Genomic DNA, 20,078 nt, shown 5'->3' with positions numbered 1-20,078 from the left:
GCTGCCATTCCCACCCAACCATCACCCACAACCCCACCGGGCCCCTCACCCGGAGGGGCCCCCCCCCCCCTTTCGTATGTCGGGGTTCTAGAGGTTGCGAACCGTGTTGATACCGAGCGACATTCCGGCCAGCCCGCGCTGACGGACGGCCAACTTGTCGGCGATGTCCTTGAGTGCGATGGCGGCGGGTGAGTCGGGAGCGCTGAGGACGATCGGCGTCCCGGCGTCGCCTGCCTCGCGGACGGACGGATCCAGCGGGATCTGTCCGAGAAGCGGCACCTTGGCGCCGACGGCCTTCGTGAGGCGATCGGAGACCGTCTGCCCACCGCCTTGGCCGAAGACGTCCATACGGGTGCCGTCGGGAAGCTCGAGCCACGACATGTTCTCGACGACGCCGGCCACACGCTGACGGGTCTGCAGGGCGATGGCGCCCGCGCGCTCGGCGACCTCGGCGGCAGCCTGCTGCGGTGTGGTGACGACCAGGATCTCGGCGCTCGGGATGAGCTGAGCCACCGAGATGGCGATGTCACCGGTGCCGGGCGGCAGATCGAGCAGCAGCACGTCCAGGTCGCCCCAGAACACGTCGGCGAGGAACTGTTGGAGCGCGCGGTGAAGCATCGGTCCGCGCCAGACGACGGGAGTGTTGCCCTGGGTGAACTGCGCGATGGAGATCATCTTCACGTCGTGGGCGACGGGCGGCATGATCATGCGCTCGACCTGAGTCGGCTTGGCGTCGGTGCCGAGCATGCGGGGGATCGAGTGACCGTAGATATCCGCGTCGAGTACACCCACGGACAGTCCGCGCGCGGCCATCGCCGCCGCGAGATTGACTGTCACACTGGACTTTCCGACGCCACCCTTACCGGAAGCCACGGCGTAGACGCGGGTGAGTGAGCCCGGCTGGGCGAAGGGGATGACCGGCTCGGCGGAATCGCCGCGAAGCGACTTGCGGAGTTCGGTTCGCTGAGCGTCGTCCATGACGTCGAGTTCGACGCGGATCGCGCCGACTCCGGCGACGTCGGCGACGGCCTTGGTGACGCGTTCGGTGATCTCGGTGCGCATCGGGCAACCGGCGGTCGTGAGATAGATGCCGATGTCGACGCTGTTGTCACTGGAGAGGGTGATCCCCTTGACCATCCCCAGTTCGGTGATGGGTTTGCGGATCTCTGGGTCCAGAACTCGCGCGAGCGCTGAGCGTACGTCGGACTCGGTCAGTACAGACATGACTCCATGGTAAGTCCAGGTAGGTCAGTGGATGCGCGGCAGGTCCGATGCGGCGGGGACGATGCCGGTGGAGTACCCGAGCGACCAGGCCAGAACGTTGGCGACGTAGGCCGCGGAGTTGTTGTAGCGGTGGATCGCGGACGCGACCTGAGTGACGTCCTGCATGTTCAGTCCGCCGTCGCACAGGTACTTGCCGGTGGTCAATGCGGAGTCGAAGAGGTTCTGCGGGTCGGCGATTCCGTCACCGTTGCCGTCGCCGGCGTACTGGTTCCAGGTGGACGGGATGAACTGCATCGGGCCGACTGCACGGTCGTAGACGGTGTCGCCGTCGAGGGCGCCGCCGTCGGTGTCCATGATGACGGCCTGACCGGGCAGGCTGCCGTTGAGCGGCAGACCGATCACGGGCTTGTAGAGGTTGCCGTTCGCGTCGGCGTCCTTACCGTCGTTCGCGTGACCGGATTCGACGCGACCGATACCGGCGAGGAGCGTCCAGTGCATGTTGCAGTTGGGCTTCTCGACGGCGAGGATGCGCTCGGCGTTCTGGTACGCGGCGACGCTCACGCTCGGGATTCCGAGTGCGCCCTCGGCCATGGAGGCGGGGAGCGGGGGAGTCGCTTGCACGGGCGCCAACGGCGCGGGCTCCGGCGCTGCGGCGGGAGCGGGCTCGGCGATTGCTTCGACAGCGGGCAGGATCTGCGCCTGCGGTTCCTGCGTGGCAGGCACAGCGTCGACTGTCTCGGCGGAGCTGGCGTTGAAGAACGGGACCTTGGGAGCGGCGCCGGCCGTGTTGGCTGCGGTGACGAGTCCGATAGGGATGAGTCCGGTGAGCGCGATGACCGAATTTCGACGGATGTGCGAATCTGTCTTCTTGCTGTGCCGACCCACTGTGTATGCCTCCTGAACCTCCGCGAGGAGGTTTTCCGTTCAACTGACGGAGTCGAGGCTACCTGATTTGTTGCGTTTCCGTTATTCAACCGTGATCTAGAAGGGCAGTTTGGGGCATTTGCACTGTTCTTTCGTGATTTTTAGGTTACAGAGCGGGCATGCCGGGCAGGCCCGGGAAGAACGGCACGAATGCCGGTGCGGGGGCTGGGGCGGGCTCCGGCGCAGGAGCCGGTGCCGGTGCCGGTGCCGGCTCAGGCGAGGGGGCGGCGGGCGGCGAAGATTCCGCGGGCGCGGCGTCGGTGGTGGCGGGTGCCGTGGCAGCCACAGCCATGCCTGGGACCGTGCACGGCAGAAGGATGCCGTCCTGCAAGGCGTCGAGGGCTGCGGGGTCCGGAAGGATCACGCACATGTCGTCGGGCCAGCGCCATCCCTCGGCCGTCAGAATCGGCCAGACGAGACCCCGTGAGGTCAGGACGGGGAGCGGGATGACCGGGCCGGGAGCTGCGTTCCGGGCGGCGTTGGGTCCCGGAGTCGGGCCGGCCGGCATTACTCCTGGCGGGATCAGTGCCTGGATCTCGGGTGAGAGCGCAGGCATGTCCGGCAGGCCCGGGAAGAGGGGAGTGGTGGTCGGGGTTGCCGTCGTCGACGCTGATTCCTTGTCGCCGGCCGCCGGATCGGTAGCCGCAGCAGCGGCGAGTACGGCCGAAGCGGCGGAGTCTGCCGAGGCGGCGGCGTTGATCGCCGAGCTACCGGTGTTGATGCCCGAGGTGTACGGCAGCTGACCGGAAGGAATGACACCGTTCTTGTATGCCGTCGACCACATGATCACGTTGGCTGCGTATGCGGCCGAGTTGTTGTATCGCAGAACAGCTTTGGTCTCCTGAGCGACATCGCGCAGATTGAGTCCGCCGCTGCAGAGGTACTTCGCTGCCGAGAGTGCCGCATCGAAGACATTGTTGGGGTCCTTGATTCCGTCCCCGTTACCGTCGCTGGCATATCCGGCCCAGGTGGCCGGAATGAACTGCATCGGCCCGACGGCGCGGTCGTGAGTGGGGTCGCCGTCGATCGCGCCCTTGTCCGTGTCTCGAATGACTTCGTTGCCTGCCAGCCGTCCGTCGAGGACAGGGCCGAGGATCGGGGTGACCGTTGTACCCACCGACGTCGTCTTGCCGCCGTTGGCGTGACCGGATTCGATGCGGCCGATGCCGGCCAGGAGATGCCAGGGGATTCCGCATCCCGGTGCCTCGGTCATCATCACCAGCTCCGCGGAGCGGTATGCGTTCAGGACGATCTCGGGGATGCCCAGAGAGGTGAGGACGACAGCCGCGGCGTTAGGGGCTGCCGGGGCGCCGGCGACCGCATCGCTGGGCGGGGCAGATCTTTGCGTTCGGACCGTGCGGGGCGTCGGGAGGAAGTCGACAGAGTCCGGCTGTGCAATCGAGGCGGCGCCCGCCAGTGCGATGGGAACCTGTGACCCTCCGGTCGGTGCGCTTCCGGCAGTGAGGGCCGCTGGACCTGTGACGACGAGCAGTCCCCCCACCAGTGTGGATGCTGCAATCATTCCGCGTACTCGCACGATTCCCCTTTGCTGGCGCTCCCGCTCCGGAGTACCCACCGTGATATCCATATTGCTGTGACTTACGTTACATATCGGTCACGGTGCGTGCAGCAAAACTCAGCGAACGCTCAGCTAGTTGTGACTTTGTTTCGCAGTATTCGAGTCACGGTGCTTCTTCTTCGGGGTCGGTTCGCCGTCGGCAGCAAGGATCGACTTGATCTCCTCGAGCTCCCGTCGCAGGTAGTCGCGGGTGGCAACCTCGCCGACGGCGATGCGCAGAGCTGCGAGTTCACGGGCGAGGAATTCGGTATCCGCCTTGGTTTGCTCGGCGCGTGAGCGATCCTCCTCGAGAGAGACCCGGTCGCGATTCTCCTGACGGTTCTGTGCCAGGAGGATCAGCGGCGCCGCGTAGGCGGCCTGGGTGGAGAAGGCCAGGTTGAGCAGGATGAACGGGTACGGGTCCCACTGCAGAGCCACCGCGAACACGTTGATCAGGATCCAGACGATCACGATGATCGTCTGGATTGCGAGATAACGCCCGGTGCCGAGGAAGCGGGCGATGCGTTCACTGACGCGTCCGACAGCTTCGACGTCGAAATCGAGATTGAACCGGCGGCTTCCGCGAGGCGTTTCCAGTCGTTGCCGTGCGGTCGTGCTCGACGCCCGTTCGCTCATCGGAGTAGTTCCTCGTCGTCGGAGTAATCCTCACGCCAGTCTTCCGGCAGGAGGTGATCGAGCACGTCGTCGACCGTCACGGCTCCGATCAGGTGATTCTCGTCGTCCACGACCGGCCCACACACCAAGTTGTAGGTCGCGAAGTATCGAGTGACCGACGCCAGCGAGTCGTCCGGGGCCAACCTGGGCATGTCGGTGTCGAGTATTCCGCCCACCAGGCTGGCGGGAGGCTCGCGCAGAAGTTTCTGCAAGTGGACGCAGCCGAGGTAGCGCCCGGTCGGAGTCGCGGTAGGCGGACGCACGACGAAGACCATGCTCGACAGGGCCGGAGTGACGTCGTAGTTGCGGGCGCGGGCAAGAGCCTCGGCGACGGTCGTCGAGGCCGTCAGTACCACCGGTTCGGGTGTCATCAGACCGCCGGCGGTGTCCGGGGAGTGCTCGAGCAGGCGTCGAACGGGTTCGGAATCCTGCGGGTCCATCAACTGCAGCAGTGATTCGGCTTCGGTCTCGGGCAGCTCGCCCAGCAGGTCGGCGGCGTCGTCAGGATCCATTGCTTCGAGTAGATCGGCGGCACGTTCGACTTCCAGGTGCATCAGCAGGTCGGTCTGATCGTCCGCCGGCAGTTCCTGGACGACGTCGGCGAGGCGTTCGTCGTCGAGTGCCACGGCCAGTTCGTGGCGGCGCTTCTCCGGCAGTTCACGCATGGCGTTGGCCACGTCGGCGGGTCGCATCCCTTCGTACTGCAGAAGAAGGTGAGCGACGCCCTGGCCGGGGAGCGAGAGGTCGCTCTGAGTGAGGCCGGCGACGTGCTGCCAGTCGACGACGTGAATCGCCGCGCGTCGACCGAGGCGTCCTCGATGGCCGCGAACTGCGACCTTCGAGACGACCCAGTCGCGGGTTCGCGTCGATTCGATCCCGAGGTCGACGACTATCGTGTCGGCGCCGTGAAGCTCTTCGAGTTCCGGGTCGTCCACGCGCACATGCGAATCGAGTACCTGTGCCAGAGCGAGAACCTCGCCCGGACGCTGGTTGAAGCGCCGCAGACTGACGTTGCCTGTGGTCAGGGTGACCGCACTCGGCTCGATAGCGGTCACTCGCAACATCGGGACGAAAATGCGTTTGCGCGTGAACATTTCGATCACCAGACCGAGAACTCGCGGTTGCTGGCGTCCGATGCGGACCGTGATGACGACGTCGCGCACACGACCTATCGATTCGCCGTCCGGGCCGAGGACAACCAGGCCGGCAAGCCTGGCTGCAAATACCTTGCCTGCTGCTGCCATGATTGCAAGGCTAATTCGTCCAGCGTCAAAATCTGCAACGGCGCCACCGAAAATCGAGAAGGGCAGTCCGCAAATGACTTCACGCAACCGTTCCCGTCGATCGGTATTGGCAGTTCCCGGCAGCAGTCGGAAGATGATCGACAAGGCGAAAGGATTGCCCGCCGACGAGATCTTCCTCGACCTCGAAGACGCAGTGGCGCCGCTGGCGAAGCAGGCTGCTCGCGAGTCGATCGGCGACGCGTTGGCCGAGGACGGGTGGGGCAAACAGGTCAAGGTCGTCCGGGTCAACGACTGGACCACCGAATGGACGTATGCCGACGTCGTGGAGGTGGTGGGCCGCGCCGGAGCCCATCTCGACGCCATTCTGCTGCCCAAGGTTCCCGACGCGAGTCACGTGCAGGCGCTCGATTTGTTGTTGACGCAGGTCGAGAAAGCCAATGGCCTCGAGGTCGGCAGAATCGGAATCGAACCGCAGATCGAGAACGCGATCGGATTGACCAACATCGACGCGATCGCCACCGCGAGCCCCCGTGTCGAGGCGCTCGTGTTCGGTCCGGCCGATTTCATGGCGAGCCTGAACATGCGAACTCTGGTGGTCGGCGAGCAACCGGACGGTTACGACCGCGGTGATGCTTATCACCACATTCTGATGACCATCTTGATGGCCGCACGGGCACACGGAGTCCAGGCGATCGACGGGCCGTACCTGCAGATCCGCGACGTGGAGGCCTTCACTCGTTCGGCGGCGCGAACGGCAGCGCTCGGCTTCGACGGCAAATGGGTACTGCATCCCACGCAGATCGAGGCGGCCAATGAGGTGTTCAGTCCGCGCCAATCCGATTACGACCGTGCGGAACTCATCCTGGACGCGTACGCATTCCACACCTCGGCCGCCGGGGGAGGGCGCGGTGCCGTCATGCTCGGCGACGAGATGATCGACGAGGCGAGTCGCAAGATGGCACTGGTGATTTCGGCCAAGGGGCGTGCCGCGGGGATGACGCGCACGTCGGAATTCACGCCACCCGAACACGCCTGACGCTCGTATAGCCGAACGAATCAGGTCTGTAAAGGGCACAATAGGGGTAGATGTACTTGCGTCATCCACGTGGATGACGTGCCCGAAAAGAGGAGCGCAGCCAGCCATGTCCAATCCGCTCGGTCAATCGTCGAATGGGTCGCGCCGTGGAGCGTTGCCGACACCGCCTTCGGGATGGCCCATCGGGTCGTACCCCACCTACGCCGAAGCGCAGCGCGCAGTCGATTACCTCTCCGATCAAGAATTCCCGGTTCAGGACGTCACGATCGTCGGCGTGAACCTGATGCAGGTCGAGCGAGTCCTCGGTCGGTTGACGTGGGCCAAGGTGATCGGTGGCGGCATCGTCTCCGGTGCCTGGCTCGGTGTGTTCTTCGGCCTGGTGCTCGGAATCGTCACCGGTGGCTTCCTCGCCCCGCTGATCGCGGGCATCGTGGGCGGCATCATCTTCGGTGTCATCTCCACGACCATCCCGTACGCCGCGACGCGGGGGCAGCGGGACTTTGCCTCCACGATGCAGTTGGTCGCCGGACGCTACGACGTACTGTGCGAGCCCAAGACGGCGGAGTCGGCGCGCGACCTTCTTGCCAAGCTCGCCATCTGACATTCTTGCTCGTGCTGCCAACTTGTGTGATCTCGGTTACTTTATGTACACGCGGGCGAGGTAACACTCACCTTCCCGTGACCGTTTGCCGGACAAGGAAATAGGTCCCTTCTCCGGCAAAAGTGCCGATGTGTGGTGCGTCGGCCAGCCGTAACGACTGCGCCGTCTCGCCGCCCGAGGAGGACGGCTGTGCAGAACAAGAGATCGCGGGCGGGGCAGAACGAGAGATCGCGGGCGGGGCAGAAAAAGAAATACAGGGTGGGGCTGCTCGGCGCGGCAACCTTGTTGTTGGCGCCCTTGCTCAGTGCGTGTGGATCGGACAGCCACGACGGGGTGGTGCTGTCCTTCTACACCGCCGCAGACGGCGCCGAGCAGTATGCGGAAGCCGCCGCCAATTGTTCGGCGGCTTCGAACGGCGCGTACCGGGTCGAGCAGAAAACTCTGCCCAAGGGTGCTGACGACCAGCGACTTCAATTGGCCCGGCGTCTGACCGGCAACGACAAGTCACTCGATCTGATGACGCTCGACGTGGTGTGGACCGCCGAATTCGCCGAAGCCGGTTGGGCATTGCCGCTTCCTTCCGACGTCGCGGCCGAGGTGAGCGACGGGACTCTCGAGGGCCCGCTGCAATCGGCCAAGTGGCAGGACCAACTCTACGCGGCGCCGCTGAACACCAACACCCAATTGCTCTGGTATCGAAAGGATTTGATGCCGGACGGCCAACCGCCCCAAACCTGGGATCAGATGATCGACATCTCCGAAGGTCTGGCTGCGGAGGGACGACCCAGCTGGATCGGCGTGCAGGGCAAGCAGTACGAAGGGTTGATGGTCTGGTTCAACACGCTTCTCGCCAGTGCGGGCGGATCGGTGGTGGGGCCGGACGGAACCACGGTGACGGTCGCCGACGGTGATGCTGCCCAACAGGCACTGACCGTCATGAAGCGCGTCGCCACCGCGAAGGGCGCGGATCCCTCGATTTCGCAGGGGGACGAAGCGTCGTCGCGCCTGGGAATGGAGAGCGGTAAGTCCGCCTTCCAGGTCAATTGGCCGTTCGTGCTTCCCGGCATCATGGAGAACGCCGAGAAGGGCGATCTTCCGTACATCGACGACAAGGGCAACGTCACCAGCCAAAACACCGGAAATACGGTGCTGACGGTGAACGGAGAACGGAATTTCCTTGCCGCTCCCTATCCTTCGGTGATCGAAGGCAAACCGGCTGAGGTCACGATCGGCGGATTCAACGTAGCCGTGGCCAAGACCAGTCAGCATCCGGACCTCGCTTTCGAAGCGCTCACCTGCCTGCGCAACAAGGAGAATCAGCGCAACAACGCCGTCGCCGGTGGTGTCCCGCCGACGCTCGAGAGCCTGTACGACGATCCGGCCTTCCAGGAGGCGTACCCGGCGTGGCGTGAGGTTCGCGACAGCTTGGACACCGCGTCGGTTCGTCCCGTTTCTCCTGCCTACCAGAGTATTTCGACGCTCATCACTGCCACGCTCAACCCTGTGGGAAACATCGATCCGGAATCGACCGTGAACGATCTTGCCGAGCAGGTACGCAAGGCAGTCAATTCCGAGGGGCTGATTCCGTGACGATCGACAGCGAAAACTCCGGAGCTGCAACGGCAGTCGCCGACCCCTCGCCGGAGCCGAAGCACACCGAGAAGTCGAAGATGTCGGACGGAAAGGCGGCCGAGCGTCGACTCGGCCTGTGGTTGGTGGCGCCGGCCGCGATACTCATGATCGCAGTGACCGCGTATCCCGTGGTCTACGCGGTGTGGCTGAGTTTGCAGAGGTACGACCTGCGCTTCCCGGACCAACGAAAGTTCGTGTGGTTCGACAATTACGTATCGGTGCTGACCGACGGCTACTGGTGGCAGGCGTTTGCCGTGACGACATCGATCACCGTCGTCTCGGTCGTCATCGAGTTCGTCCTGGGCCTGACCATCGCGCTGGTGATGCACCGGACGATCGTGGGTAAGGGCCTCGTCCGCACTGTAGTGCTCATCCCGTACGGCATCGTCACCGTCGCTGCGGCGTACAGCTGGTACTACGCGTGGACGCCGGGTACCGGTTACCTCGCCAACCTGCTGCCCGACGGCAGTGCACCGCTCACCGACCAGATCCCGTCGCTCGCGATCATCGTCCTTGCCGAGGTGTGGAAGACAACGCCGTTCATGGCGCTGCTCCTGCTCGCCGGTTTGGCTTTGGTTCCGGACGACCTCCTCAAGGCGGCTCAGGTCGACGGCGCCGGTGCGTGGACTCGCTTGGTGCGCATCATCCTTCCGCTGATGAAGCCCGCCATCCTCGTCGCACTGCTCTTCCGCACGCTCGACGCGTTCCGCATCTTCGACAACATCTACGTGCTGACGAAGGGAGCGAACGACACCGGGTCGGTGTCGATCCTGGGTTACGACAACCTGTTCAAGGCGTTCAACCTGGGCATCGGATCGGCGATCAGTGTGCTGATCTTCGTGTGTGTGGCCCTGATCGCGTTCGTCTTCATCAAACTTTTCGGTGCCTCGGCTCCCGGATCCGATACGGAAGGACGCTGACATGACCGTGACTCCCAGACTCAAGATCAGCTGGTCCGTGGTCAACCTTCTGGTCTTGCTGTACGCGTTGGTTCCTGTTCTGTGGATCGCCAGCCTGTCCTTCAAACCTGCCGGAACCATCAAGGACGGCAAGTTCATTCCGGAGAAGTGGACCCTGGACAACTACCGAGGGATCTTCGACACCAGCGCCTTCACCAGTGCACTGATCAACTCCATCGGCATCGGACTCATCTCGACGGTCATCGCCGTGGTGATCGGAACGATGGCGGCGTACGCCATTGCCCGCCTGGATTTTCCGGGCAAGAAGGTGCTCGTGGCCGTTGCCCTGCTGATCGCGATGTTCCCGCAGATTTCGTTGGTGAGCCCGCTGTTCGACATCGAACGACGCCTCGGACTCTTCGACACCTGGGCTGGACTCATTTTGCCGTACATCACCTTTGCGTTGCCGTTGGCGATCTACACGCTCTCGGCGTTCTTCAAGGAGATCCCGTGGGAGCTCGAGAAGGCGGCGCAGATGGACGGCGCGACGCCCGGGCAGGCGTTTCGGAAGGTGGTAGCTCCGCTCGCCGCGCCCGGCATCGTCACCGCGGGCATTCTGGTGTTCATCTTCTGCTGGAACGATCTGTTGTTCGCGATTTCGCTGACGTCGACCGAACGTTCCATCACCGCCCCTGCGGCCATCGCGAACTTCACCGGCGCTTCACAATTCGAGGAGCCCACCGGGTCCATCGCCGCGGCCGCAATGGTCATCACCATTCCGATCATCATCTTTGTTCTGTTCTTCCAACGTCGTATCGTGGCCGGGCTTACTTCCGGCGCAGTGAAGGGATAAGCCTGTGGCCGAGATCGTGCTGGACAAGGTGACCAAGCTGTACCCGGACGGAGCCAAGGCGGTCAGTGATGTCGACATCACCATCGCCGACGGAGAATTCATCATTCTCGTGGGCCCGTCCGGTTGTGGAAAATCCACGACCCTCAACATGATTGCCGGGCTGGAAGACATTTCGACCGGTGAGCTGAGGATTGCGGGTGAGCGTGTCAACGAACGCGCCCCCAAGGACCGCGACATCGCGATGGTGTTCCAGTCGTATGCGCTGTATCCGCACATGACGGTGCGCCAGAACATCGCGTTCCCACTGACATTGGCGAAGATGTCCAAGGACGAGATCAATGCCAAGGTCGACGACGCAGCGCGGGTACTGGACCTCACCCAGCATCTCGATCGCAAACCGGCGAACCTGTCGGGTGGTCAGCGTCAGCGTGTCGCGATGGGACGCGCAATCGTGCGCAGCCCGAAGGCGTTTCTCATGGACGAGCCGCTTTCCAACCTGGACGCCAAACTGCGCGTGCAGATGAGGACGGAGATCGCCCGCCTACAGCAGCGACTCGGTACGACAACGATTTACGTGACCCACGACCAGACCGAGGCGATGACGCTCGGCGATCGCGTGGTCGTGCTGCGCGGCGGCATTGTGCAACAGATCGGTGCGCCGCAGGAGCTTTACGACCGTCCGAACAATCTGTTCGTGGCGGGGTTCATCGGGTCCCCGTCCATGAACTTCTTCCCCGGGCAGTTGACTGCCGAGGGTGTGAGCACGCCGATCGGTGACGTTCGCCTACCAGCGGCGGCGCAGTCGAAGATTTCGGGCAGTGGATCGGGTAGAGACGTGGTGGTCGGGATCAGGCCGGAACATTTCGAGGATGTCGCACTGGTCGATGCCGCGCAGGCGCCGCACGGCGGGACGTTCACTGTCGACGTCGACGTGTTGGAGTCGATGGGTTCGGACAAGTACGCGTATTTCCTTGCCGGTGGTCCTGCCGTCAATTCTCGTGAACTCGAGGAACTCGCCGCAGATTCGGGAACGGCTGTCGCTGGTGGCGGTCAACTGGTTGCCAGGCTCTCGTCCGAGTCCACGGTGTCCCAGGGCAGGTCGATCGATCTCTGGTTCGACCCCGCCAAGATCGCGGTGTTCGACGGCGGTACGGGAGCCAATCTGCTGCTGTGAACCTCTACCCGGGCAAGGTGACCGAATACGTCGCAGCCCAGGGGAGCGGTACCTGTTCCGGGCCGGGCGCGGAGTCGGTCGGCTCGGGCAGGGGGATCAGCAGGCCGAACTGTTCGTGATGGGTCGTGGCCGGGGCGGCTTGTGCTGTTCCGGTCACCACTGCTATCGGTGCGGCGGCCAGGGCGCCGGCGACGGCAAATCGAGTGGCGATGCGACGCTTACCTGCTCGGGTCCGAATCATGCTCTCTCCTGAAATAGCTGTGTGGGGGGTGAACCTGCCATTCACGGTATTGCGGGTTGATTGTGAAATCTCGTGTGCGAAGCTCATTCACAGGGAACTGGGATGGGCGGCACAGGAGGACACATGAACGGATCCTCGGTACGAACCGAACACCTACCCGGCGGCCCGGACCTCGAACGGATACTGCGCGAACATGCATACCGTGGTGCGTACCTCCAGTTGGCGGTGCGCGGCGCTCTGGTGCTGTTCATCGCCCTGACATTGATCTTCGTCCCGCCCATGAACGACGCGGGATGGTGTTTTGCCATCTTGGGCGCGTACGCCCTCTGGTCGGCAGCGGTGGCTTTGTGGATCCGCAGGGGCGGCACCGGCCCGGTGACGATGATCTGGCTCGGGTTGTTCGTCGACCTCGCTGTGCTCGCAACTTTGACACTGCTGACCGGTCTCGCAGCCGAGCAGAGTTGGACCGCCGACATCCTGAGCAACGGGCTCTTCGTCATTCCGGTCCTGGCGTGTACACAACTGCGGACCGACGTGTGTGTCGGCGTCGTGGCCTGCACGATCGGTGTGTTCTTTGTTTCCAGTTGGGCAACGATGACTTCGAACTCCGAGCCGTGGCCATCGATTCTGTTGAGCACCATGGCATTGGTCGGAGTGGGCGCCGGCGCCGTCGGATTGACTCGGATTCAACGATCACGCGTGCTGACCATCGGACAACTCGTCGGCCATCGAACGAGTCTTCTGGCCGAGCTCATGGGGCTCGAGCAGCGTGAGCGCACGGAACTGTCGGAGCAATTACACGACGGGGCGCTGCAGTACGTCCTAGCGGCGCGGATGGATCTCGACGAATTGGCCGACAGTGCGGAACCTGTCGCCTTGGCGCGAGCCGCGAAAGCGCTCGGTGAAGCGACGACGCTGCTGAGATCCTCCGTCTCGGAGTTGCATCCCACTGTCCTTGTTCACGTGGGTCTTGCCCGCGCAATCGGGGACCTCGCGCGATCGGCGCAGGGACGCGGCGGAGTGGTGGTCGACGTCGACACTTCGGGCTGGAACGACGATCTGCGCACGTCCGCGGACGACGTTCTGTTCGGCGCCGCACGAGAGCTGCTGGCCAACGTCGTCAAACATGCCGGTGCGCACAGTGTTCGGATCGAGCTCGCACGACTGGACCACCGTGCGGTGCTGGTGGTCTCGGACGACGGTCGGGGGATCAGCGCCGATCGGATTGCCGAACGACGAGCTGCCGGCCACATAGGGCTGCTCTCGCACGAGCTGCGGGCGGTTGCCGCGGGCGGCTCGTTCTCGGTCGGGCCGGGTGAAGAGTCCGGAACCCTCGCGCGAGTCGAGATACCGTTCCAGATCGTCACCGAATTCGACCACGATCGCTGAGGAATTGTCGATGACGCTGATCACCGATCGCGAGCTCAACCTGGCGACACTGGCGAGGCAACTCCTCCTGCGGCGCGCCGAGGTCAGCGCCTTGGATGCGATCGAGCACCTGGCAGGTCTGCAAGCGCAAGCGCCGACGCCTCCCTATCTGGCACTGTGGGCGCGGCTGAAGAACTTTGCGGCAGAAGACCTCTCCACCCTTGTGGAGAAGCGCCAGGTGGTGCGGCTGGTTGCCATGCGGGGCACGGTCTTTGCCCTCTCTGCCGCGGATGCGGGCCGCTTCCGGGCCACGGTTCAGACGATCATGGAACGCGATCTCCACACCAACAGCACTCAGCGTGCGGCGCTCACCGGGTTGGATCTCGACGCTCTCGCGCAGGCGGGACGGGACCTGGTAGCGGACGGGCCGCTTACCCAAATGCAGATGAGGCCTCTACTGGCGGAGCGTTTTCCCGGCCACGCGCCAGAAGGGTTGGCACATGGAGTTCGCGGACTGTTGCCGATGGTGCAGGTTCCGCCGCGAGGGTTGTGGGGACAATCCGGCGCACCGGCGCTGACGACGTTGGAGAATTGGCTGGGCGCAGAAGTGGATTCGATTCCGGTGCCCGACACACTGGTGCTGCGTTACCTGGCCGCGTTCGGCCCCGCGAGCGTGAAGGACGCCCAAGCGTGGTCGGGTCTGACCAGACTCGCCGAAGTATTCGAGCGGCTACGACCCGGCTTGGTCACCTTTGTCAACGAGAATGGGGCCGAGGTGTTCGACCTGCCGGACGCGCCACGACCGACCTCCGGAACACCCCCGGTTCGCATACTTGCACCGTTCGACAACATCTTGCTCTCGCACGCCGACCGCTCTCGAATCATGGACGAGCAGTACCGAACTCGCGTCTTCACCGTGAACGGCATCATCAAGCCCGCCATCCTGGTGCGCGGGAAGGTGGTGGGATTTGCGACGGTGACGCCGGAAAAGGAGACGGTCGAGTTGGGTGCGACTCTGTTTGCGCAGCAACCGAAGACCGCCCTCGCGTCTATCGAGAAAGAAGCGCGTTCGTTGCTGACGTTCATGCACCCGAAGATCCCGAACCGCGAGGTTCACTTCACTGTATCTACGTAGCGGGCTTGTGCTTTCGGGGTGCTCGATCGCGCAGTTCGGCCACGATCTCGTCGTTCCACATGTGGCGCCGCACCAACCGGTACCGCTCCCGTGCGATCCACAGGTACGCCTCGGCATCGGTGTGCTCGGGCAACATGTCGGCGCCCCGCAGCATTCGCACGACGGGGAGAAACTCCTCACCGAACCAGCGGCGAGCGACGGTGTCCCGGCCGAGAAACTCGCCCTTCTCCTGCATGAGGCGAAAACCCCAGGCCTCCACGCACTCACTGAGTTCGGCGTACTCCCACGGGTCCGTGACTTGCACGGCTTCGCGTTGAGAGCCCTGCAGCGGAACGCGGGTGAGGAAGAGGCGGCGATGGTCCTTGATGAGCAGATCGGCGCGCTGAGTGATGCCTTCCGGTGAGATACGCGTGATGATCTCGGTGACGTACGCGTCGATGGTTTTCTGGTGCATCGCACACGCGATGGACACTCGGTGGTGTCCGTCGATCACGAAGTGCATGGAGCCGACGCGGTACAGCTGCACAGGTGGCACCGATTCACCGCGTCGTTGGGCCACGGCAAGTCGTTCCCAACGAGCACGAGAGTGAGTTGACGTCGGTCGGAAGTACCTGTCGAAATCGCCTGTGCGGTCGACACTTCCGACGATCGATTCGATGGTGACGACCTGCAGACCCAGAGACTTCTCGCCGACCTTGCCGAGAGCGGCGACAACCTCGTCGAACGGCAGGATCGCGTTGACGTCGTCCGGTTCGCGTCGTAGCCAACTGACCAGACGTGCCACGTCGGCGCGTCGACGCTGACGAGCAAAGTCGTTTTCCGCGTCGGCTGTGGGAAAACCGGTGTCACGAGCCATGTCGGCGCCTCACGATCGTCGGCGGAGTACCTGGGGAAATCTCCATCAGCGTGAAGCCGACGGTATTGAGCACGATAGTCCGGCCCACCTCCTGATCGAGAGGTGTTCGCCCGTGCGGATGGATGTGTCCGTGGATCATGACCGTCGGATCGAGGTTGTGAATCAACGGCGTGAGGCATTCGAACCCTCGATGTGGTCGATCCTCGGCGTCGCCGACGCCACGGACGGGGCTGTGGGTGAGCAGCACATCCACGCCTGCCCGGCTGCCGGAAAGCCGCGATTGCCAGGCGTTTCGCCAGGTGAGCGAGCGAGCGCGTCGGCTCTGCTGGCGCTCGGACCACTGATTGGGGCCGGTGTTGTATCGGATGGAACCGCCGAGGCCCGCGATCCGCAGACCGGCGACGGTCACGATGCGTCCGTCGGCGTTGACCGCGCCGGTGGGCCCTGGCCACTGCGCGGGCATGCCCGCCCGCATCCAACCCGATCTCTTGTTCGAGTATCCGGACAGATCGACGTCGTGGTTTCCGGGAACGAACACGCAAGGCGCGTTCAGTTGATCCGACAGGTACTCGAGATAGGCAAACGGCAGATCGCCCGCACCGAGGATCACGTCGACTCCGAGCGAACGAACCTGACTGCTCCACAGGTATTCGACGGTCTCGTCGCTGACAGCAAGAACGGAGACCATTTCGACGACGCTACCGCCAGCGCCAGGTATCTGCGCTGCGAACCTCGAGGGCACGGTGTTTAGATGGACGAGTGTCAGACAGTGTCGTATCTTCCGTCCGGGCCCATCTCGTCAGCAGCATCGAGGGGCCGGAGCCCGCGGCTGCCTCGGTGACGTTCCTGGGCGTCGAACCGCTGGACGTGCTGCGTTTCGAATCACCCGACGGCCTGGTCCGCTACATCACCCTCGGTTGCTCGCGTCATCCGATGGGCGACCCCAACGAACTGGTCGCAGACCCCACGCGCGGACCCCGCGCCGAGTTGGTGCTCACCCTGCGCGGAGGAACGGGTATCGCGTCGGGTGTGGCCAGGACTCTCGCTGTGCTGGCTGCCGCACCCTCCGTCGAAGGCGTCGTGCTGCTCGAAGACGCGCTACTGGACCTGGGCGAGCCGCTCTGGAAGGACACTGCGTTCACGGCGGTGCTTCTCGGTGACAGCGGGATCGAAGACCTGACGCTGCCGGAGCCGTTCGATCCGGTGCGCTTCCTCGGCGTGGTCCCCCTCACCGGTACCGAAGCCGCCTGGGTGCGTCTGCGCGGCGCAGAGGCGCTGCGGGAAGCGTGGACCGAGGCGGGGATCGACATCCGCGATCCGCACCGTTCCGCCGCCTCGCTCTAGCTGCGCTGGCGCTTCGTCCGTCAGATCATTCGGCGTGCACGAGGATGTCTGCCAAGTTCTCGAGACTTACCCGAACCGTCCGTGAAAATGCTTTCGTGACGATCGGGTCGGCCATCTTGCCGAATACACCGCCGAGTCCGCTTTCGCTGTCGAGTCGGTAGGTGACCCGAGTGCCGTCACCGACTTCTTCGCAGGTTGTGGTTTGCGAGAAGCTGACCGGACTTTCGACGGACGTCGATTTCGACGATCTCGGTGCGTCGTACTCGGTGAATTCGGATGTCCACTCGAGACGCTTGCCCAGAATTCGCGAGACGCCGTGCCAGCGGCTTCCCACGCCCATCGGGCCGTCGGTGATCTGTGTGCATTCGACCATCGAGTTTTCCCAATTGGGCCAATTCTCGGCGACGGACAGGTACTCCCAGACGTCTTTGGGTGGCAACGCGATCTCTACGGATTGCTCGACTGTAGGCATGGTTGTTCCTCCACTTCTCCTTGGGTCTGAATTTGCTTGTCGCAAAATGGATTTCGGGAACGGAATGAAAATGCGTACCCATATCCATTGTCCGCCTGCGACGGTGGCAAGTACAGGGAGTCAGAAGGAGTTGTTCACAGCCAGTTGTTGCGACGGAAGAGAAAGAACAAGCCGACGCATACCGAAGCGATGAGAAACAGGATGGACTGATAGCCGTATTTGTAGCCGAGTTCCGGCATATTCTCGAAGTTCATTCCGTAAATTCCGGCAACGCCGGTCGGCACGGCGGCGATGGCGACCCACGCGGAGATCTTGCGCATGTCGGTGTTCTGCTGCACCGCGATCTTTGCGAGCGCGGCATCGACCAGAGAGCTCAACACCTCGTCGTATTCCGAGATGCGTTCGGACACGATCGTGTGGTGATCGCGGACGTCACGAAAGTACCGGCGGATCTCCTTCGGGACGAGACCGCCCGCGGGCTGGGTGAGTTGGAGCAGTGGCAATCCGAGTGGAGTGACCGAGCGTCGTAGTTCGACGATTTCACGTTTGAGCAGGTAGATGTGCTCGACCGCAACGGTGTTTCGCGGGTTGAATACCAACTCTTCCATGCTGTCGACGTCCTGTTCGACCAGCTGAATGACGGAGAGATAGCTGTCGACGACGTGGTCGGTGATCGCGTGCAACACCGCGAACGGGCCCATGGTGAGGCGCTCGGGGTTCTGCTCGAGTGACTTGCGCACGCTCGCCAGTTCGGAGTGATCCCCGTGGCGGACGGTCACCACGAAGTCAGGACCGACAAACACCATGATCTCACCGGTTTCGACGATCTCGCTCGCCGTCGCGACGGACTCGTGCGGCACGTAGACGACCGTGCGCAGCACCAGGAACATGACGTCGTCGTAGCGTTCGAGTTTCGGGCGCTCGTGTGCATGGACGGCATCCTCGACCATCAGCTCGTGGAGTCCGAAAGTTGCTGCGACATCTTGCATCTGACCTTCGTCGGGAGCGTGCATGCCCACCCAGACGAACGCGTTGTCGCGACTACGAACCTCGGCCAACGCAGCGCGGTGCGTGTATTTGCCCGGCAACCGCACGCCGTCCACGTAGACCGCGCAGTCGACGATCGCGCGGGCAGCAGGAACGGGGATCTTGGGCGCATCCGCTTGCGTCGATTTGCCGTTCGACCAATTCGGCAGTGACGGCATGGTTGGCACGCTCGCTCCTTCTCGGTCTGTAATGCAGTGGAACGGCAGGGGAACGGCACTACAGCGACACCTGATCGAATTGCGCTGCCGCTGCGGCGTAATCGTACGTCAGCTTCCGGCTCGCCCACCGGAGCGCGATGAAGTTGCCGATTGCTGACACACTGGAACAGTGCGAATAGACCTTCACACCCACTCCAACGCATCGGACGGCACCGACACCCCGGCTGCCCTCATGCGCGCCGCAGCCGACGCCGGACTCGACGTCGTCGCCATCACCGATCACGACACGACTTCGGGCTGGGCCGAGGCGGCGCAGGCCTTGCCGGCCGGCGTCAGCCTGGTTCGTGGAATGGAGATGTCGTGTGAAGGTCGAGGTGAGCGTGGTTGGCCGGTCGCTGTACATCTGCTTGCGTACCTGTTCGATCCGACGCACCCCGAATTCGCAAAAGAACGTGAGCGACTGCGCGCCGAACGCGTCGAACGCATCCGGGTGATGACGACCATGATGGCGCGCGACGGTCTGCCCGTCGATCCCGATCAGATCTTGGCTGACGCCGGTCCGTCCGTCGGACGCCCGCACGTCGCAGCGGCCCTGATGCGAGCCGGCGTGGTGTCGAGCATCAGCGAAGCCTTCTCTGACCTGTTGTCCAGTCGCGGGCGATACGACGTGCCCAAGTACGACACTCCGCTCGAGTACGCCGTCGAACTGGTGGCAGCGGCCGGGGGAGTGACCGTCCTTGCGCACGGACGGGCGCGGTCGCGCGGCGGACTGCTTGCACTCGACCACATCCGTGATCTGGCGGCATTGGGTCTCGGGGGTCTCGAAGTCGATCACCCGGACCATCGCAGCGACGATCGCGACGTCTTGAGGCGCCTGGCCGGCGACCTCGGACTGGCAGTCACCGGATCCTCGGACTATCACGGTGAGAACAAGACGATCGGACTCGGCGACGAACTCACGGACGAGGCCGAGTTCGACAAACTCGTCTCGGCCGCCACCGGCGTGGAGGTACTGGGGCGCTGATGCTCGACACCACGCTCTACCTCACCGTGTTCATCACGCTGTTCGTGATCATGGATCCACCCGGAGTCATTCCGGTGTTCTTGTCACTGGTCGGCCGCAAGAGCCGTGAAGATCGCAACCGGGCGGCATGGCAGGCCCCGGCCGTCTCGCTTGCGGTCATCTCGGTCTTTGCCATCGGCGGTCAGGCGATTCTCAACTACCTCCACATCGGCATACCGGCTTTGCAGGGCGCAGGCGGTCTGCTGCTGTTGCTCATCGCACTCGAACTGCTGACCGGCAAGGCCTCCAACCGGCCGCAGGGAGCCGACGACGTCAACGTCGCACTCGTTCCATTGGGGACGCCGATGATGGCCGGTCCCGGTGCGATTGCAGCCGTCATCGTCTTTGTCGCCCAAGCCGACGGTGAAGCGGGGTCGTACCTGGCGATCGCGCTGGCGATTTTGTCCATTCACCTCGTGCTGTTCGTGGTCCTGCGGTTCTCGACGGCACTGATCCGGATACTGGGCGAGGGCGGCATCAGCCTGCTGGCACGCATCGCGGGTCTTCTGCTCGCCGCTATTGCGGTTCAACTCATTGCGGAATCAGTCCGCGGATTCGTCGCGGGAGCGTAAGA

General features: G+C 63.7%; 21 protein-coding genes. 11 read left to right on the top strand and 10 right to left on the bottom strand.

Annotation, left to right across the window (positions count from 1 at the left end; all coding sequences use genetic code 11):
- Positions 1–87: 87 nt before the first annotated feature.
- From ACFWAD_RS27655 to ACFWAD_RS27635, 5 genes are all read right to left on the bottom strand, one after another.
- Entirely contained in the window at positions 88–1,224 is a 1,137-nt protein-coding gene (locus ACFWAD_RS27655; RefSeq protein ID WP_378549635.1) for an Mrp/NBP35 family ATP-binding protein, read from the bottom strand.
- Positions 1,225–1,248: 24 nt separating this feature from the next.
- Positions 1,249–2,109 (bottom strand): lytic transglycosylase domain-containing protein, encoded by an 861-nt coding sequence (locus ACFWAD_RS27650; protein ID WP_378549632.1) that lies wholly within the window; start codon positions 2,107–2,109, stop codon positions 1,249–1,251.
- Between the two features lie 145 nt (positions 2,110–2,254).
- Positions 2,255–3,724: a lytic transglycosylase domain-containing protein gene (locus ACFWAD_RS27645; protein WP_378549629.1), complete on the bottom strand. Its 1,470-nt coding sequence runs from the start codon at positions 3,722–3,724 to the stop codon at positions 2,255–2,257.
- Positions 3,725–3,799: 75 nt separating this feature from the next.
- Positions 3,800–4,342 carry a DUF1003 domain-containing protein gene (locus ACFWAD_RS27640; RefSeq protein WP_003945067.1) on the bottom strand — a complete coding sequence of 181 codons (543 nt, stop codon included), beginning with the start codon at positions 4,340–4,342 and terminating at the stop codon, positions 3,800–3,802.
- Complete coding sequence (locus tag ACFWAD_RS27635) at positions 4,339–5,625, bottom strand: magnesium transporter MgtE N-terminal domain-containing protein (RefSeq protein WP_378539200.1); 1,287 nt, start codon at positions 5,623–5,625, stop codon at positions 4,339–4,341. The genes ACFWAD_RS27640 and ACFWAD_RS27635 overlap by 4 nt, the downstream gene beginning before the upstream one ends.
- Before the next feature lie 73 nt (positions 5,626–5,698).
- Here ACFWAD_RS27635 and ACFWAD_RS27630 point away from each other — a divergent pair, with 73 nt between their 5' ends.
- The 6 genes from ACFWAD_RS27630 (at position 5,699) to ACFWAD_RS27605 (ending at position 11,820) form a co-directional block, all read left to right on the top strand.
- Positions 5,699–6,661, top strand: a complete 963-nt coding sequence (locus tag ACFWAD_RS27630) for a CoA ester lyase (RefSeq protein ID WP_003945087.1) — start codon at positions 5,699–5,701, stop codon at positions 6,659–6,661.
- A gap of 106 nt (positions 6,662–6,767) precedes the next feature.
- Entirely contained in the window at positions 6,768–7,262 is a 495-nt protein-coding gene (locus ACFWAD_RS27625; protein ID WP_003945065.1) for a general stress protein, read from the top strand.
- 258 nt (positions 7,263–7,520) lie between these two features.
- Positions 7,521–8,852 (top strand): ABC transporter substrate-binding protein, encoded by a 1,332-nt coding sequence (locus ACFWAD_RS27620; RefSeq protein ID WP_378549626.1) that lies wholly within the window; start codon positions 7,521–7,523, stop codon positions 8,850–8,852.
- Positions 8,853–8,932: 80 nt separating this feature from the next.
- Positions 8,933–9,814, top strand: coding sequence for a carbohydrate ABC transporter permease (locus tag ACFWAD_RS27615; protein WP_172436712.1), 882 nt, complete (start codon positions 8,933–8,935; stop codon positions 9,812–9,814).
- Between the two features lies 1 nt (position 9,815).
- Entirely contained in the window at positions 9,816–10,646 is an 831-nt protein-coding gene (locus tag ACFWAD_RS27610) for a carbohydrate ABC transporter permease (RefSeq protein WP_378449050.1), read from the top strand.
- Positions 10,647–10,650: 4 nt separating this feature from the next.
- Entirely contained in the window at positions 10,651–11,820 is a 1,170-nt protein-coding gene (locus ACFWAD_RS27605) for an ABC transporter ATP-binding protein (protein WP_378549623.1), read from the top strand.
- A gap of 4 nt (positions 11,821–11,824) precedes the next feature.
- Here ACFWAD_RS27605 and ACFWAD_RS27600 read toward each other — a convergent pair whose 3' ends face one another.
- Positions 11,825–12,061, bottom strand: coding sequence for a hypothetical protein (locus ACFWAD_RS27600; RefSeq protein WP_378549620.1), 237 nt, complete (start codon positions 12,059–12,061; stop codon positions 11,825–11,827).
- 123 nt (positions 12,062–12,184) lie between these two features.
- On the opposite strand from ACFWAD_RS27600, the gene ACFWAD_RS27595 reads away from it, so the two are divergent.
- The gene (locus ACFWAD_RS27595) at positions 12,185–13,450 is read left to right on the top strand and encodes a sensor histidine kinase (RefSeq protein WP_378549617.1); all 1,266 of its coding nucleotides are present in this window, start codon (positions 12,185–12,187) and stop codon (positions 13,448–13,450) included.
- Positions 13,451–13,460: 10 nt separating this feature from the next.
- Positions 13,461–14,564 carry a winged helix DNA-binding domain-containing protein gene (locus ACFWAD_RS27590; RefSeq protein WP_378549614.1) on the top strand — a complete coding sequence of 368 codons (1,104 nt, stop codon included), beginning with the start codon at positions 13,461–13,463 and terminating at the stop codon, positions 14,562–14,564.
- Here the strand turns inward: ACFWAD_RS27590 and ACFWAD_RS27585 are convergent.
- A complete protein-coding gene (locus tag ACFWAD_RS27585; protein ID WP_003945080.1) occupies positions 14,557–15,420 on the bottom strand; it encodes a hypothetical protein in 864 nt (287 codons plus the stop codon). The two genes, ACFWAD_RS27590 and ACFWAD_RS27585, sit on opposite strands and share 8 nt — an antisense overlap.
- Positions 15,410–16,108 (bottom strand): metallophosphoesterase, encoded by a 699-nt coding sequence (locus ACFWAD_RS27580; protein WP_378549611.1) that lies wholly within the window; start codon positions 16,106–16,108, stop codon positions 15,410–15,412. Before ACFWAD_RS27580 ends, ACFWAD_RS27585 begins: the two co-directional genes overlap by 11 nt.
- 71 nt (positions 16,109–16,179) lie before the next feature.
- Between ACFWAD_RS27580 and ACFWAD_RS27575 the strand changes: the two genes are divergently transcribed.
- Complete coding sequence (locus tag ACFWAD_RS27575) at positions 16,180–16,764, top strand: suppressor of fused domain protein (RefSeq protein WP_219466400.1); 585 nt, start codon at positions 16,180–16,182, stop codon at positions 16,762–16,764.
- Positions 16,765–16,789: 25 nt separating this feature from the next.
- Here the strand turns inward: ACFWAD_RS27575 and ACFWAD_RS27570 are convergent, their stop codons facing one another.
- Positions 16,790–17,236 carry an SRPBCC family protein gene (locus ACFWAD_RS27570; protein ID WP_378539194.1) on the bottom strand — a complete coding sequence of 149 codons (447 nt, stop codon included), beginning with the start codon at positions 17,234–17,236 and terminating at the stop codon, positions 16,790–16,792.
- A 134-nt stretch (positions 17,237–17,370) separates the two neighbouring features.
- Positions 17,371–18,441, bottom strand: a complete 1,071-nt coding sequence (locus ACFWAD_RS27565; RefSeq protein WP_003945070.1) for a magnesium and cobalt transport protein CorA — start codon at positions 18,439–18,441, stop codon at positions 17,371–17,373.
- 169 nt (positions 18,442–18,610) lie between these two features.
- Between ACFWAD_RS27565 and ACFWAD_RS27560 the strand changes: the two genes are divergently transcribed.
- The gene (locus ACFWAD_RS27560) at positions 18,611–19,465 is read left to right on the top strand and encodes a PHP domain-containing protein (RefSeq protein ID WP_378549608.1); all 855 of its coding nucleotides are present in this window, start codon (positions 18,611–18,613) and stop codon (positions 19,463–19,465) included.
- A complete protein-coding gene (locus ACFWAD_RS27555; RefSeq protein WP_283301436.1) occupies positions 19,465–20,076 on the top strand; it encodes a MarC family protein in 612 nt (203 codons plus the stop codon). Before ACFWAD_RS27560 ends, ACFWAD_RS27555 begins: the two co-directional genes overlap by 1 nt.
- Positions 20,077–20,078: the final 2 nt, after the last annotated feature.

This window comes from Rhodococcus sp. NPDC059969 (assembly GCF_042738325.1).
Lineage (GTDB): Bacteria > Actinomycetota > Actinomycetes > Mycobacteriales > Mycobacteriaceae > Rhodococcus_F.
This window is presented reverse-complemented; position numbering and strand designations above follow the sequence as displayed.